Annotated in this window: 14 protein-coding genes; 7 read left to right on the plus strand and 7 right to left on the minus strand. The window is 40.3% G+C overall.

Translation table 11 applies throughout. The features are described 5' to 3' along the window. Positions 1-159 precede the first annotated feature (159 nt). The 4 genes from D7322_RS19530 to D7322_RS19545 all read right to left on the minus strand — a co-directional run bounded on the left by D7322_RS19530 (position 160) and on the right by D7322_RS19545 (position 4,684). A complete protein-coding gene (locus D7322_RS19530; RefSeq protein WP_121125924.1) occupies positions 160-891 on the minus strand; it encodes a menaquinone biosynthetic enzyme MqnA/MqnD family protein in 732 nt (243 codons plus the stop codon). Continuing rightward, positions 884-1,510, minus strand: a complete 627-nt coding sequence (locus tag D7322_RS19535; RefSeq protein ID WP_121125925.1) for a histidine phosphatase family protein — start codon at positions 1,508-1,510, stop codon at positions 884-886. Before D7322_RS19535 ends, D7322_RS19530 begins: the two co-directional genes overlap by 8 nt. Positions 1,511-1,527: 17 nt before the next feature. Continuing rightward, positions 1,528-2,727 (minus strand): aminofutalosine synthase MqnE, encoded by a 1,200-nt coding sequence (gene mqnE, locus D7322_RS19540; RefSeq protein ID WP_121125926.1) that lies wholly within the window; start codon positions 2,725-2,727, stop codon positions 1,528-1,530. A gap of 133 nt (positions 2,728-2,860) precedes the next feature. After that, the gene (locus D7322_RS19545; RefSeq protein WP_121125927.1) at positions 2,861-4,684 is read right to left on the minus strand and encodes an ABC transporter ATP-binding protein; all 1,824 of its coding nucleotides are present in this window, start codon (positions 4,682-4,684) and stop codon (positions 2,861-2,863) included. 270 nt (positions 4,685-4,954) lie between these two features. On the opposite strand from D7322_RS19545, the gene D7322_RS19550 reads away from it, so the two are divergent. Both D7322_RS19550 and D7322_RS19555 read left to right on the plus strand, forming a co-directional pair. Continuing rightward, positions 4,955-6,115 (plus strand): pyridoxal phosphate-dependent aminotransferase, encoded by a 1,161-nt coding sequence (locus tag D7322_RS19550; RefSeq protein ID WP_121125928.1) that lies wholly within the window; start codon positions 4,955-4,957, stop codon positions 6,113-6,115. Between the two features lie 146 nt (positions 6,116-6,261). Continuing rightward, positions 6,262-7,119, plus strand: a complete 858-nt coding sequence (locus tag D7322_RS19555) for a prephenate dehydrogenase (protein WP_262707654.1) — start codon at positions 6,262-6,264, stop codon at positions 7,117-7,119. Between the two features lie 213 nt (positions 7,120-7,332). Here the strand turns inward: D7322_RS19555 and D7322_RS19560 are convergent, their stop codons facing one another. From D7322_RS19560 to D7322_RS19570, 3 genes are all read right to left on the minus strand, one after another. After that, positions 7,333-8,520, minus strand: a complete 1,188-nt coding sequence (locus D7322_RS19560; protein ID WP_183078776.1) for a tetratricopeptide repeat protein — start codon at positions 8,518-8,520, stop codon at positions 7,333-7,335. An 81-nt stretch (positions 8,521-8,601) separates the two neighbouring features. Continuing rightward, positions 8,602-8,985 (minus strand): hypothetical protein, encoded by a 384-nt coding sequence (locus D7322_RS19565; protein WP_121125930.1) that lies wholly within the window; start codon positions 8,983-8,985, stop codon positions 8,602-8,604. A gap of 102 nt (positions 8,986-9,087) precedes the next feature. Next, entirely contained in the window at positions 9,088-11,685 is a 2,598-nt protein-coding gene (locus tag D7322_RS19570) for a TonB-dependent receptor (protein WP_121125931.1), read from the minus strand. 407 nt (positions 11,686-12,092) lie between these two features. Here D7322_RS19570 and D7322_RS19575 point away from each other — a divergent pair, with 407 nt between their 5' ends. From D7322_RS19575 to D7322_RS19595, 5 genes are all read left to right on the plus strand, one after another. Then, positions 12,093-12,719 (plus strand): Crp/Fnr family transcriptional regulator, encoded by a 627-nt coding sequence (locus D7322_RS19575; RefSeq protein WP_121125932.1) that lies wholly within the window; start codon positions 12,093-12,095, stop codon positions 12,717-12,719. A 152-nt stretch (positions 12,720-12,871) separates the two neighbouring features. Continuing rightward, positions 12,872-13,726: an NAD(P)-dependent oxidoreductase gene (locus D7322_RS19580; RefSeq protein ID WP_121126059.1), complete on the plus strand. Its 855-nt coding sequence runs from the start codon at positions 12,872-12,874 to the stop codon at positions 13,724-13,726. Positions 13,727-13,837: 111 nt separating this feature from the next. After that, complete coding sequence (locus D7322_RS19585; protein WP_121125933.1) at positions 13,838-14,581, plus strand: dienelactone hydrolase family protein; 744 nt, start codon at positions 13,838-13,840, stop codon at positions 14,579-14,581. Between the two features lie 133 nt (positions 14,582-14,714). Then, positions 14,715-15,878 carry a hypothetical protein gene (locus D7322_RS19590; RefSeq protein ID WP_121125934.1) on the plus strand — a complete coding sequence of 388 codons (1,164 nt, stop codon included), beginning with the start codon at positions 14,715-14,717 and terminating at the stop codon, positions 15,876-15,878. 54 nt (positions 15,879-15,932) lie between these two features. Beyond that, positions 15,933-16,775, plus strand: coding sequence for a VanW family protein (locus D7322_RS19595; protein ID WP_121125935.1), 843 nt, complete (start codon positions 15,933-15,935; stop codon positions 16,773-16,775). Positions 16,776-16,877: the final 102 nt, after the last annotated feature.

The following is a 16,877-nucleotide window of genomic DNA, read 5'->3' on the forward strand; positions in this document are numbered from 1 at the left end:
TTGGCCGCTAACCTTATTATTCGGGGGAATACACGAAGATAATAAAACCCCAACTATTTATTTATCAAATAGTTGGGGTTTTTCTGAATATCCCTAACTTTTTGGGGCATATCTACAACAAACCTCTTTTCTTATGCTAACAGCTTAAGTTTTATTTGATCAGTCCAGATCTTTTAAATAGCCCAGATAACGTTGTACAGCTTCCCGTTTTTTATCCGTTAGGTGAAAATCAAGATGTGCCGTTAAATATTTTGTATAGTCAAATCCTTCAAATTCGGGCAGTCCGGCAATGACATCGGTCGCATTTGCTACGCCATAGGCGAGCGCGTCATTGAAATCTTTCACAAATGATTCGGGCAACTTTTTATTGCTTACCCAGAGTGCAAACGCAAAAGGCAATCCAGTAAAATCGAACCATTCCTTTCCCAAATCATAAACATAGGGTACGCTATTCTTTTTACCGAAGGTGCGGTCACCGATCAGGACATAGGCATCCGGCTCCATCCCGCCGTCGTCAGTAATTAACTGAATATCTTTTTTCCAATAATTTTTTAGAAGCACGCGGGCCAAACCGTTCGATGTACGCGATTGCTTGTCCAATTTGAGGGTTTCCACTTCCGTAATGGGCTTATTGGAAAAAATAAACACCGAATCAACGGCGCCTTCGGTTCCAATACAAAAGTCCGTATTGATGTAATATTCGGGAAGACTTAATAGTGCGGCCGTTGGAATAATTCCCATATCGGCCTCGTCATCTATTACTTTTTGAGCGCAGGCACTTGGATAATCGACACTGAGATCAATCTGATCCATAACCTTTGATTTACGTATTCCGTTCAAAAACGGATATGTGTTTGTGTAAGATACGGCTGAAACTCTAATTTTATTCATTCATCAATGCTTCTAAGTGATCTGTATTGTAATGATCTATGATTTCAAATTGACCATTATCGTACAGCAATTTATATAAAGCAGTATTTGTGTGCGGAAAATCGTCCATATATCGGGCATCAATACCAGTCATCAGGCAAAGCATAATACGCAGTGCGCGACCATGCATGCAAACGAGGATATTTTCTTCATTTGCTTGGGCTAGCATATGATCCAATGCAGCCTGCTGGCGTTCCATTAATGCGTTGGGAGACTCTCCATTTTCAATACTGACATCCAATTCTCCGTTGCGCCATGCAGCAACCAGTTGTTCAAAACCCGACAATAACTCGGGAGTCTGCTCCTTTCCTTCGTAGATTCCCCAGCTAATTTCGTCCAATCCGACGAGCTGTTCCCAAGGCAAATTCTGGTCAATAAAGCCTTTTACTGTCTGATGTGTCCGCAATAAGGTCGAGGTGTATATTTTGTCAAATGGCACTGTATTGTACCGTTCAAAGAAAGCCTGAGCCTGAGCCATTCCGGTTTCATTTAATGGAGAATTAACCCCCCTCCCCTGCACAATGCCTTTTAAATTTAGATCAGTCTGTCCGTGTCGTATAAAATAAAATGTCTTTTTCAAAATGGGTATAGTCTAATTTATGAGTTCACTACAGGTAGTGCGTAATAACTTTTCTTTTTGGAATCCTCGTCAAAGACAACATCTTTATAGTCTGTTACCACATTATACAGGGTATCCCGCTCGATGGGATGGCGGCCTACCTTTTTTATCAATTCCACGACCTCTTGTGTTGTCATACCGGGTTTTTGCTCCTCGGCACCGGCCATGCTGTAGATTTTGGTTGTATCGTCCAAGGTGCCATCAATATCATCCACACCGAAAGCCAACGATAATTGTGCAGTGTCTCTCGAAATCATGGCCCAATACGCTTTGATATGATCAAAATTATCCATGTAGATCCGCGCAACCGCATAGTTCCTTAAATCTTCGACAACTGAAACCTCAGGGATATGCGACATTTGGTTTTCCTTATTCCGAAATTTCAATGGAATAAAAGTCTGGAAGCCGCCGGTTTTATCCTGAAGCTGCCGCAAACGTTCCATATGGTCCACCCTATGCCAAAATTGCTCAATATGACCGTATAACATCGTTGCATTTGTATGCATCCCTAGACGATGCGCCTGCTCATGAATGTCAAGCCATTGTTCAGCGGTACATTTGTCGTGCGCAATCTGTTCCCTGATTTCCGGATGGAAGATTTCAGCCCCGCCTCCGGGCATCGAATCCAGACCACAAGACTGTAAATATTTCAGTCCGTCGTAGTGGCTCAACTTTGCTTTCTTGAAGATGTAATAATATTCTACTGGAGTGAGTCCCTTAATATGCAATTCTGGCCGATGTGCTTTACATCTTCTAAAGAAATCTGCATAAAACTCAAGGTTTTGTTTCGGCACCACCCCACCTGTAATATGCACTTCGGTAACGGCTTCATTGTCATATTTCTTCACAATATCCATCATGCCATCAACCTCCATTTCCCAACCTTCAGCACGCTCTTTGATCAGTCTGGAATAGGAACAGAATTTGCAGTCATATACACAGACATTGGTGGGCTCTATGTGAAAATTACGATTAAAAAAGGTATAGTCTCCATGACGTTTCTCACGGATGTAATTGGCTAAAACACCAAGATAGCCTAATTCACCTTTTTCATATAAAAGAACTCCCTCATCAAAAGTGATACGCTCCTCTCGCAAAACTTTCTCAGCAATATTTCTTAATTCAACGGCTAAATTTTTATCATTGATCAAGAAATTTAATTTATCTATTGCGTTCATTAATGTATCTCCTATCTTAGACAAATGTACCTAAAAGGCGACAAAAGTTATAATAAAATGTGATAACACTTATTCAGGACTGCGTCATGTTTAGTCCTGGAAAGACAAACAAAACTTCCTAAAAACGACATGCTTAGTCGGTAAATTGCTGCATCTCGATCAACTTCTTGTACAAGCCATCACGTTGTAGCAATTCACTATGGCTCCCTGCTTCAACAATCTTTCCTGCTTCGATCACAACGATCTTATCGGCACTCTGAATGGTGCTTAAACGGTGGGCGATGACAACTGTTGTCCGGTTGTCCATCAATTTATAGAGTGAATCCTGCACGAGTTTCTCAGATTCGGTATCCAAAGCCGAAGTCGCCTCATCAAGTAGCATGATCGGTGGGTTTTTCAGCACAGCACGTGCGATACAGATCCGCTGACGCTGTCCACCCGATAATTTACCGCCTCGATCACCAATATTGGTTTGGTACCCATGATCTGTCTTTAGGATAAACTCATGTGCATTGGCGATCTTTGCTGCAGCTTCTATCTCCTCCTGACTGGCGGACAAGTTAGCAAATGCAATATTATTAAAAATGGTATCGTTAAATAAAATCGATTCCTGATTGACTACACCGATCATATTACGCAAAGAATCCTGATCCAGCTCTCTCAAATCCACACCGTCAAAAAGAATCTGACCATCAGTGACATCCATAAATCGAGGTATAAGGTCTACCAATGTCGATTTACCTCCACCTGAAGGACCAACCAAAGCCACTACTTTTCCTTTTTCAATCGTCAGGTCTATCCCCTGAAGTATTTTCTTATCCTTCGTATAGGCAAAATTCACATCCTTAAAAACAATATTCTGTTTAAAGCTATCAACCTTTTTCGCATTAGGCTTGTCGGTCACTTCACTCCGCTCATCGACCAGTTCCAATACCCGCTCTCCTGCAGCAAGACCGTTGTGAATACCACTAAAGGCATCGGTCAATGCTTTTGCAGGACGCATCACCTGTGAAAAAATAGCAATGTAAGCAATAAATGCGGGAGCAGTCAAACTCTGATCTCCTGAAAGCACCAAATGGCCACCATATAACAAGATGATGGCTACCATGATGACCCCCAATAACTCCGAGACAGGTGAACTCATTTGCTGCCGCTTAGCCATCGCACGCCCGATATTAGCGTAACGTTCATTCTCATTGTGAAATCTATTTTTGATAAAAGAAACTGCATTGAAGGCCTTGATGATTTTGACACCTGATAATGCTTCGTCCAGATAGGAAATCATATTTCCATAGGACTCCTGTGCCGAGCGCGCCTGACTTTTTAGATTCTTTACAATCCGGGCAATAAAAAATGCAGAAATCGGAATGACCAGCAACGAAAAGAAGGTCAGTCTTGCTGAAATATTAAACAGCATCACGATATAAGCGATCAATTGCAAAGGTTCTTTGAATACCACTTGCAATGTACCTGTGACCGAATACTGCACAACTTGTACATCGGATGCCACCTTTGAGACAATATCTCCTTTGCGTTGCCCCGTAAAATAGCCAACGTGTAAATCCATTACATTATCAAATACTGCTCTACGGAGTTTTAACAAAGTATGTATCCGAAAATTCTCCATAATCCGCTGGCAGAAATAGCGGAAAAGATTGCTTATAAATACAGAAATTACAATAACGATACAAACATACTTCAATGCGCCATAAGCTCCCAATTGGTCATTTGCTATACTAGCATAGTAATTAAACCAAGCTAAAATATCGGTATAAGTCTCAGGTTTTACTGTTTCGACAGTAGCTTCCCCTGTATTAAAAAGTGTATGAAGTAATGGAGCGAGTAATGCTAGATTTAATGTGCTAAAAACAACCGCTATCAAGGTGCAAATTACATACGGAATTGCAAATTTCTCAATGGGTTTAGCAAATGATAAGAGCCTAAAATATGTTTTCATTTATTTTGAACTAAGACAAATTAATTTGATACAAAAAAATAATTTGTCGACCTCTCCTCTTCCATTAAAATTCTGTTAAGCGAGGAAATTGAACAAAAATAACAAATTAATCAAGAAAAGCACTCATACACTTTTATTCAATAAAATTGTTGCACCTCAGTGATAAACACAAAACGGGATGTTGGATTGAAAAAACGACAAAAATAGCTGCTTTTTATAGATAATTCCCTAATTTAGCTTCATTCAAGTACCAAAATTATTAAAAATAAAATGCAAATAGACGTTGCCAAAAGATTGCAGCACACTGAAGAATATTATTTCTCAAAAAAATTAAGGGAAATAGATGAGCTTAACAGACAGGGTGCACGTGTAATCAATCTAGGAATTGGAAGTCCTGACTTACCCCCTCACCCGGAGGTAATCGCGACACTGAGTGAGAATGCACAACTTCCAAATGTACATGGCTATCAAAATTATAAAGGAGCTCCGGCCTTAAGGCAAGCTGTTGCAGATTGGTATCAACGCTATTATCAGGCTACTTTTAACCCCAATACGGAAATCTTACCACTGATTGGGTCGAAAGAAGGAATCGTCCACATTTGCATGACTTACCTCCAAGAAGGGGACAAAGTGCTTATCCCTAATCCCGGTTACCCAGCCTACGCTGCGGCCGTAAGATTAAGCGGAGCAGAAGCAATAACCTATAAGCTTACACAGGAAAAAAATTGGCTGATTGACTTTAACGAACTTCGCAAACATGACCTGTCAAACGTCAAATTGATGTGGATCAACTATCCGCACATGCCTACGGGTGCCTCGGCCTCAGATGCGTTCTATAGGGAATTGATTGCGTTTGCAAAGGAATACAACATTCTCATCTGTCATGACAATCCCTATAGTTTTATCCTGACTGATAAACCACGTAGTATCATGAGCGTAGAAGGCGCTAAAGAGGTCGCAATCGAATTAAATTCTTTGAGCAAATCTTCCAATATGGCTGGCTGGAGAGTCGGAGTATTGGTTGGTAGCGAAGAGCGTATCAATCAGGTGTTACGTTTTAAAAGCAATATGGACTCCGGAATGTTTTTGCCTGTTCAATTGGCAGCAGCAAAAGCCCTGCAACTTGATGCGTCCTGGTATCAGGATTTAAACAAAATTTATGCTGCTAGACGTCAGAAGGTATATGAAATCATGGACCTATTGGGCTGTTCATACCAAAAAGATCAGGTGGGTTTATTTGTGTGGGCACGAATCCCGAATACCTACAACGATGGTTATGCATTGAGCGATGCTGCATTGAACAACGCACGTGTGTTTATCACACCAGGAGGAATCTTTGGAGATGGTGGAAATCAGTATATCCGCATCAGTCTCTGCGCCACTGTGGAAGTTCTTGAAGCATCCATCCAACGCATCAAAGAAAGCTTCTAACAGCAAATTTCAATATAGCATATCAGTCTCAGATGAAATAGCCGTGATGACGAAAAATAAAACAGCTATTTCATTTGGCAAAAAAAGATCAGGCTTCAAGAGCCCGTAAAATAAATGTAAAGCATTAATACATACAATCAACACGAATTAATAATTATTCACATATGAATATTGCCATCGTAGGCGTAGGCTTAATTGGCGGCTCAGTTGCCATTCGCCTAAAGGAAACAAAATTCTGCAGTAAGATTATTGGCGTAGATAAAAGCGAGAAAAATCTTGACAAAGCCAAGCAGATTGGCTTTATCGACGAAGCAATGACCTTGGAAGAAGCAATAAAAACATGTAAGGTACTTATATTGACTATTCCTGTTGATGCGATTTTGCAGGTCGTTCCTCAGATCCTTGATCAGGTCACCGATCAAGTTGTTATAGATATGGGATCGACTAAAACCAACATACTCAACAAAATCAAAGATCATTCAAATCGAGGGCGCTATATCGCTGCCCACCCTATGGCAGGTACAGAATATTCTGGCCCGGAAGCTGCTGTTGCCGGTCTTTTTAAAGGCAAAATGATGGTTTATGTTGAAGCCTTCAGAACAGATGAAGACGCTTTCGAAATCACCGATGCAATCACCGATCAACTGGAAATGCGCACCTGCTTCATGAATGCGGATGAACACGATGTACATACAGCCTATGTTTCGCATATCTCCCACCTTACTTCATTTGCCCTAGCATTAACGGTATTGGAAAAGGAGAAATCGCAGGGACGTATATTTGAGCTGGCAGGATCAGGCTTTGAATCCACGGTACGCCTGGCCAAAAGTTCACCCGATATGTGGACCCCCATCTTCAAACAAAATCGGGAAAATGTACTGGAAGTTCTGGAAGAACATATCAAACAACTACAGTCGTTACATGATTCCATTGCCAGTGAAGACTATGACAAATTGCATAAACTGATCAAGCGTTCAAATAAAATTAAGCGCATCATCAAGTAAAGCAGCAATTCTTTTTAGATCGGCCATCGTGCAGATTTAAAGAAGAACAATTCCATACTTCGATGGGAGCTCAGCTAATATAGCAACGGGGCAGTCCAAACTTTGGACCGCCCCGTTGCTATTTAATTTTATTCGTCTATTCGTCCTCCTAATTAGCTTCAATTATTCTATTCTCGGGTGGACGTATTTTTCTTTTGAATGCCTTTACTCTTTTTATTCATCTTCCAATTCATCAAACTTATCTAAATCAAGCTTCGCTCCTACGGAATCACCGAGTTTTTCTTTAATGGCAGCCCGATAGGAATATAAGTCCGAATAATAAGGATTCAGCTCAATAGCTGTTGAATAATCGTTCAATGCACCATGCATATCTGCCAGTTTTTCCTTAAGATCAGCTCGTAAAGAATAGACATAAAAGTCGTCGGGATTTAATTCGACCAAACGGTCAAAATCAGACAAGGCTTCGGGCAGGCAGCCCAGACGTTCAAATAAGGAAGCTCTTTCCTCATACACAATAGATGAGTTGCTGTCATTTTCTTCCGCTTTCGCGTAATCCTTAAGTGCTTTTTCTGAATAACGGTAGGATTCAAACACCTTGGCACGGAATACATAGGCAGCCGTTTGATTTTCATCCAGCTCGATCGCCCGATTAAAATCATTTAAAGCCAACTCAAAGCAGGTCAATTTTAGATAGAGACTTCCTCTGAAAACAAAGAGGTTACTATCTCCTGTTGTATTTTTATTAATGGCCGAGGTATACAATTCGATCGCCTTCAGATAATTATAACAATGTACATATTCAAGCCCTAATGAATTCAGCTCATCCGTACTGAGTTCTTTGGACGTAGATTCCAGCTCCTGAATGACCAGATTTTCTGCTTCAAAATAACTGACTTCAGCTTGATTCTCTTGCCATTCCAAGACGCTATGGTAATTAAAGTCTAACCTTTTGGCAATCTGGTAATCATAAAATGCTCCCTCATCTTCCCCAGTCAGGCGATAGACCAAGCATCGGCTTGCATAAAAATAGGGTTCCTCTTTAAAATATTCAATTGCCCTGCTATAGACAGCGATTGCATCTTCATAGGCTTTTATTTTAAAATAATAGAGCCCAAGGTAACTGTATGCCAATACACTGTTCGACAGCGCGATGACCTCTTCCAAGACTTGCACGGGATCATTATCAGCAATAATCCCCATCGAAAAGCCTTTTAATAGGAGTTTGATGTCTTCTCTCCGGATGTGATCAAAGCGGTCTTGGGGTAAAGAAATGATATCCGTTGGAAAAAATGACGAAATGGGCAAAAAAGAAAACTTAGCAAGTAATACAGGAGACGGAAGTTTAAAATCCGATTCAGTAACAGCTTTGTCCCAAAGGGTAACAGATAGATTTGACATCATTCGCTTCATACTCAAAACTAAACTAAATTTCGATACAAAAAAAATTTAACCGTCTCCCAATCTTGCTTAAATAGGAACAATTTAATTCAGTTCACCGGTCAAATAGAGATATTTGTACCGAACGATATCCCTCGAATTTGTAAATCTGACAAGTTTTTCACGTTTAAAGACATAATTGGAAACTTTGTCTTCCATTAAACGTAAAAATTCAACAAACTCTGCGAAAAAGCTTTGGCGTTCACCAGCAGTAAATTGACTATTTTTTACAATCCAAAAAAATTGATCTTCATTCACATGGAAAGACACTTCATTTTTCTTCTCTTTTCGAAAAATAAAAATCGGGTCATTTTCTTGGTTAATAAATAAAGCAAAACCGATACTTCCACCATCCAGGTTTACCACAAAAGCGGAAAAATAAACGGTGCCTATCTGTAAATTTTCCAGACAAATTAATTTATGCAACATCAGGTTAGCAGTTAGATCACCTAAAAATATTAAGTTTTTATTAAAAAACAAAAAAAGACCCACAATAATGTGAGTCTTCTTAATACTAAATAGGATATTTTATTAGAATGTAAACTTCACAGAAGCATTCCACGTTCTACCTAGACCGATCAATACAGTGTTAGAGGTATTGATTCCATTCCAATATTCGTTCGTTTCACCCTTCTTGTTTTCAAAAATATTTGTAGTCGCCTCAGAAATATAGAATTTGTTGAATAAGTTGTTGATGTTAAATCTAAAACTTATTGCATTCTTCTCAGTGATATCTATTTTATAAGAAACACCTGCATCAACAAGTTGGTACGATGGTAATTCCAATACTTTGCCCTCACCAGCTTGTCTTGAAGAATATAACCGATCGTAGGATCTCCAGTCTCCATCAACAGATAAACCTTTCGTGATAAAATACTTGGCCCCTAAACCATAGGTTGTCTGTGCAGCATCTCCAACTTTTCCATTTGTTAGATCGGTTTCTTCTGTTGCCAACACCACTCTGTCTTCATTACGGACAATCGTAACGGATTTTCCATCATATTTCCAGTCACCGATAGAGGCAAAACCTTTCAGGGTAAATCCGCTGAAAGGACGGGCAGCAAAATCCAACTCCACCCCTTTGTGGTTTTGTTTTACACCATAATTCGAGAAATAAAGATAATCTCCCTCTACTAAGATGTTCGGATCATTGGTGGGATTGTATTTTTCAACATCTGCTTTTACAGCATTTTTTGAGTTACCAGTTACCCTATTTTCCCAAGTCGTTTTATAGGCATTCACATTCACATCAATATACCTTGACACGAATTTATACCCTAATTCAAGACCTAAGATCTTCTCGTTCTCCGCATAAGGGTTCACGTCATTTCTATAATTCATAAAGATATTGTTCTGATAAGGCTGACGTGAATAGTAACCAGCATTAGCAAAAAGACTATGTTTGCCTAGCGTATAGCTTACACCTCCTTTGGTATTATATCCAAAATTATTGACATTTTCTGATTTTGAGTTTTCGGGTTTCTCTAGATAATATTCTCTACGGCTATTTTGCTGTTGTGAAATTGATCCTTGGAAAAATGCGGTAAAACCATTTTTAGCATATTCTAATTGACCAAATAAGCCGCCGTAACGGATCATCTGCTCATAATCCCATGCTAATCTATTTTCTGTCGATTTAGGCTGGCTTGAGAAAGCCTTCCATGGATTGGTTGAATAAGTCTCTGTAATAAAGACATTGTTGCCCAAGTTTACGTTACCTACGTTTGCAATGGATGACTGCCCCAACATATCCGTTACCTGACGATAGTGCTCGCCTTTATAATCGCGCAAGTCAAATCCAACGTTGAAATTTAAATTCTCATTTAATTTACGATTATAGTTGGAAACGATACCATACCATTGGTGATTGTTTACATCCGCAGACAAATAAGGTCCCTTATTGGTTTTCTCTGATCTTTTCGATTGGCCACCACCACTTGCTATGGAAGCATAAACAACGGTAGATAATGAGGATTTATCATCGATGGTCCAATCCCAGTTAAAATTGGCTACCGGTTTATGGTAGTAATTTTTACGGTAGTTAACTTCAGCACCATTAACGGTCTCGACATTGCTATTGTATCTACGTCCATTTTTCAGGTAGTTATCCAATGTCGAAGTGAAACCTTGGTTATGCCATTGTGGAGCACCAGTTACCATCAGATTAAAGTTATGCTTCTCGCTCGCTTTATAACCCACAGACAAGAAATAATTTTGTCCCTGCCCTTCTGTACCATTCACGTATCCATCACCGGACCAATGTGTAAACATTGCTGAAACAGCAAAACCGTTTTTCATCATTCCGGTACTATAGCCAACTGTTCCTTTCATCAGCATGTCATTACCGACTGTAGTGCGCACAAAACCACCCTCTTTCATATCCGTGGACTTGGTTACAAAGTTGATGGTTCCCCCCACAGATGAAATCGCTAGTTTGGAGGCCCCCAAGCCACGTTGGATCTGTACCAAAGATGCAATATCTGTAAGACCGGACCAATTAGACCAATATACACGGCCATTATCCATTCCATTAACAGGCTGACCATTCAATAAAAATGCGGTATTGGATTGGTCAAAACCACGTGTAGTCATTGAAGATTCCCCGAAACCTTTCGCCTGTCCCGTAATGTAAACTGATGGCGTATTTGCTAAAGTTGACGTGATATCTTGCGCACCTACTTTTTCTTCAATTTCCGTTCTATGAATCGTTGAAACCGCAATAGGCGTTTTTCTACCTACCGCTATGTCAACAACACCATGACCAACAACAACAACCTCATCTAAATTCGTTGAAGCGTCTTCCGAAAATGTCGGATTGATATTCAACGATTCGCCCGATTTCAATAGGATGTTTTCAATGACCACTGGAGTTTCTCCGATGTATGTCACTTCCACTTTGTAGGGACCTCCCTCCTGAAGATTTGAAATTTGAAACTTTCCTTGAGCATCAGCTGAGCCGCTTACTACTTTTCCACTTGGGAGGTGGGTGATTTTAATGGTTGCTCCTTTAACTGTTTGTCCAGTAGCCTCTTTTACAACTCCTGAAACCGAACTTGTATTTGCCGTTTGTGCATGAACCGCTCCATAACTAGCAAAAACAAGCGCAAAAAAAAGTAAAGACTTTTTCATGTTAGATGTGATTGTTTTGTTTTTTGTGCCGCAAAATTAGGAATTGATTGTCTTTTTAACTAATTTTAACACTAGTGGGGCTATAAATACCGTATTTATATTCCTTTCAGATTTTAATCTTCCACAGGTTAAATTCGATTTTAAAACAAAAAACTCAACAGATAAGCCACACCATTAACACAACCACAACAAAAATATCCTATTTATATCAATACATAAAAAATAATCAAAATAAAATTTTGTCTTATTTGAATAACTCAAATTATGGTTTCTTTTCCGTATTTTATGATGAACACCTCTACTCTTGGTTACACTGACCGATTTTTACGATCAACTCTCATCATTTCAGTGGACATGCATCTTCAATACAATTGAAATCGTTATATTTAAATTAATAACAATAAACTATGTTGTCCATTGAACAAGCTTACGCAGGTGTTCTTGAACCTGCATTGATTGAAGAAATTATACAGAACGCCCACATCAAAACTTTCCGTGAAGGCGATATCATCATCGATACCGATCAATACATCAGAGCAATGCCCCTCTTGCTAGCGGGAGCAATCAAAGTCGTCCGCGAGGATGAAGCCAGAGGCGAACTCCTACTCTATTATCTTGAACAGGGACAGACCTGTACCATGTCTATCGCCTGTTGTCTGGGTAATAAAAAAAGTGAAATTCGTGCCCGGGCTGAAAAGGACACAACCGTAGCCATGATCCCCAATGAACAGGTCAATGACTGGATGGCAAAATACCCCTCCTGGCGCAATTTCATTATATCAAGCTATTCCAGCCGGATGAATGAAATGTTACAGGCCATAGATAATCTTGCATTCTCCAATATGGAAGAACGTATCCTCAATTACCTAAAAGCAAAAGTAAATCTGACCAACGACCGAATCCTTACCCTTACTCATCAGGATATTGCATCCGATCTGAATACTTCTCGCGTTGTCGTTTCGCGGATCTTAAAAAAACTGGAGAATGAAGACAAAATCGTATTGCTAAGGAATGAGATCAGGGTATTGATTTAGCAACAAAAATAAATTCATATCCAGCGGATATAAAGTCTACAGAGACAGATTTCAATACCTGTGCTGTTGTCATAGCTTTGTACCCCATGGATCCAAAAACATTTGTACCTTTATCGTGAGCTGAATGTTCGATTCACATGACACAATTTAAAATGAAAAGAGAAAACATAGGATTTATAGGATTAGGGAACATGGGGAATCCCATGGCAAAAAACCTAGAAAAAGCAGGTTTTCCACTTGCCGTTTACAACAGAAACATCGCCAGAACGACAGACTTTGCAGCACAATCAACTGTTTATAGTGAAGTCACGGATCTGATCGAGGCCAGTGATGTTGTTTTCACCATGCTGACAAACGACGAAGCTGTCGAAGAAGTTTATGGTAAAATTCTCGAACAGCCTATCAGCGGAAAATTATTTGTGGATATGAGTACCATCGCTCAAGATGTGAGTATCAATCTTGCCAATAAGCTAAAAGCAAAAGGCGCTGCATTTCTGGATGCTCCAGTTGCCGGAAGCACCAAACCTGCTGCAGAAGGTACATTGATCATTATGGTGGGTGGAGAACAAACTGACCTCGAACGTGCCAGACCTTACCTTGAAAAGATGGGAAAATCCGTTAAACATCTTGGTGAAAATGGCAAAGGTATTGCCGCAAAACTAGCTATCAATTACTTTCTATCAATCCTCTATCAAGGGCTGGCCGAAACCATCTTATTCTCCGATCAATTAGGAATTGAACGTAGTGAAATGCTAGCGATTATCAACGATAGTGCCAGCGGCAGCGGAGCAACGAAAGTTAAAACGCCTCTGCTTGTTGAAGGAAATTACAGCGCAGCATTTGCACTGGATCTGATGTTAAAAGATATCCGGCTGGCACAGCAAGCGGGAGCAGCCTATCCCCTACTGGACACCTTGCTCGAAACCTATCAAAAGGCACATGACAACGGTTTGGGACAATTAGATGTGATCGGAATTATTGAATCAATAAAACCATCCGGAGTCTAAGTTTGTTTATCTGACACAATTTTGCTTATCAAGCGCAATAAGGACTTTCACAGGACATAAAGGTATCTTTAATCACACAGCCCATCTGACGGCTAATAAAATTAAGAACAGATGAAAACAGCTTTGACATTTTTTCTATTAACTATGGTTACCATGGGTATGAAAGCACAGGAGTTAAAACAAGTATCCTACAAAGACGGAACACAGCAACTGAACGGACTTATCACGTCCAACGCCGACAAAAAAGGACCCGCTGTCCTTATTTTACCCGCATGGAAAGGCATAGATAACGAGGCGAAACAAGCCGCATTGCAACTTGAAAAAGAAGGTTATATTGCTTTCATTGCCGATATCTATGGTGAAGGAAATATCCCCACAGACAATACAGCGGCTTCGAAAATCGCCGGCCATTATAAAGCAGACTACAAGGCCTATCAGCAGCGCATTGCGGCTGCTCTGAAACAATTGAAGGAAGCTGGGGCTGATCCCGAAAAAATTGCAGTAATCGGTTACTGTTTTGGCGGAACCGGAGCACTGGAAACAGCACGCGCTGGTTTTCCTGTGGCAGGGGTGGTCAGTATTCATGGTGGACTCTCCAAATCAGCCGACAGACCTAATGCAGCGATCAATGTGAAAGTATTGGTTGAACATCCCGCCGCTGACAAAAGTGTATCAAAAGAAGATTATGATGGATTGGTTAAGGAACTTAATGAAGGAAAAGCGGACTGGCAGATCATTACCTATGCCAATTCTGGCCATACCTTTACCAATCCGGAATCACCTGAATATAATCCTGTCATGGCCAAACGTGCTTGGAAGCATACTTTACTATTCCTAAAAGAAGTACTAAACTAAAACATATAAAGACAAAGCTTCCCCTATTTAAATGAACTGTCATTCCAGATCAATAGCGCCCCATCCCATTATTTTCCAGTTATTGGTACTCTTGTTCTGTGCGACTGTGGCACGATCCCAAACGATAAAATCAATGGAAATCGGAGCACCTACCCAAGCGATCCTGTTCGTTACCAATGAATCCGATAAATCAACGGATTTCGCGATGCGCCTCCATGATCAAAAGGCAAATGAAATTATTAGACAGGTTCCCTATAGTACCACCAAACTCCTGGTCTCAAAAACAGATGCCCAAAAAATCACTTTTGTTGTCAACAAGCATAAGTGGACAGTTGATGTACCGACCCTCAAACAACGAAATGCCATGATCCTGTTTGATGGTCAGAGCCGACCGAAAGTGATCTATGACAGTCAAAGCTATCTCCAGGCCGCAAAGCCTATATTGACAAATAATAGGCAGACAAATACACCCCAAAAAATGCATAAATACGATGGGAAACTATTCTTCGATTCAATAGCTGCTATTCCGTTTAAACCCTCCAGGCAATATGCTGCCGCCATCATTTCGCGGTCCAATCTTCCGATCTACTCCACGCAAAAAAAAGGCAAATATAACGGAACGTATATTTCGCAGACCTTTACAGGGGAGAACCTCAAAAAACCCAGCGGCATTATAACAACCGTTTATCAGCAAGGCAAAGAACTCTCGGCAAACAATTTGTCTAATGGGATCAATTTTTACACCAAATATTTTTACAACAAATGGGGATTAATCGATTCGATACAACAGCTTCAAAACAGCAAATGGTCCTCTAGTACAATTTATCAATACTTACCACATGCTATTCTCATTACCGACCCTGAGCGGCGGTCCGTCTCCATCCATCATATAAATGATCAATATCAAGTGGTCCGGGAGGAGTCTATCCACTTCGTTTACCAACGGATGCATTGGGTCGACCACCGTTACAATGAAAATGGGCAGCTTATTGAGGAAGTTTCAGGGTTAAATGACGTCATCGAAAACCGTAGACTGTATCATTATGATGACCCAAAAGCAAACAATTTCTCTTCCTGGCAGGTATTTGACGCAATGGGAAAGCTCAGTGCTGAATCCAAAATAGCTGTGCTGGGCAACGAAACGACCTATCTATTTTATCGCGATGGTACATTGGAAACGAAAATAGTATCAAAAGACTTAGGCGACGATCAATACGAGAGCACTGTATTTGATAAGCAGAATAAAATCACCTCTAAAACAATACAAACAAAGAAAAGTTCCTCCACTTCTCAATAATTCAAACGCGCAAACTGAAATAGAAGGAAGCAATAAAACCATCATCTGTCATTAGTGAAAAAACGGAAATTAATAAGTCAACGTCACCCTTTACTGTATTTTCTCGCAGTCTGGGCAAGAAGGACACAAAGAAAAGCCATTTGGTTACTGGATAATAAAAAGTACACAAAAATCAAGTCTACAACAGCGTTGCAGTACCGCATCAAAAAACACCAGTCCGTTTTATTAAAGAAGCTGGGAGAAAACAATATGCAACTGCAGATCAATAAAGTGACCAATCTAAAGATTGCAGCAAAGCAGATCAATGGTGTGCTGATCCACCCCGGCGAAACCTTTTCATTCTGTAAACTGGTCGGTCAACCCACACAAAAAAAGGGCTATCTTCCAGGGATGGAATTGTCTTTCGGCGAAGCACAGGCAGGTATCGGTGGTGGAATCTGCCAGATCTCCAATCTGATCCATTGGCTTGTTATCCATAGCCCACTAACAGTCACGGAGCGTTATCACCATTCTTTTGATCCGTTTCCCGATGATGGGCGTGTATTACCTTTCGGGAGCGGTGCAACGGTATTTTACAACTATCGCGACTATCAGTTTACCAACAATACACCCTATACATTTCAGATCAATCTCTGGTTTACCGAAAAATGCCTTGAAGGTGAACTGAGGATCGATCAGGAGCTCGATTTTGCCTATCACGTCATTGAAAAGGAGCATCAATTCCTTAAAATAGGTGATCAATTTTATCGAAAAAATGAAATCTGGCGAGAAAAATTCCTAAAATTTCAGGGTGGAAAGGTTGTTGATACGGAACTCCTAACGAAAAATTTTGCCCGCGTCACTTATACCCCTCCTGACTACACGGAATTGCCAGCTGAAGACAATATAAATTCTTAACAAGCAGCTTAGCTGCACGAGATCATTTTGACATCATCCTCTACTCGTTGTCGGCTCAATCTATTTCCCTACTCATACTGAAAATGTCGGTCAAATCGCTCG

Source organism: Sphingobacterium puteale, from assembly GCF_003627955.1.
GTDB classification, from domain to species: domain Bacteria; phylum Bacteroidota; class Bacteroidia; order Sphingobacteriales; family Sphingobacteriaceae; genus Sphingobacterium; species Sphingobacterium puteale.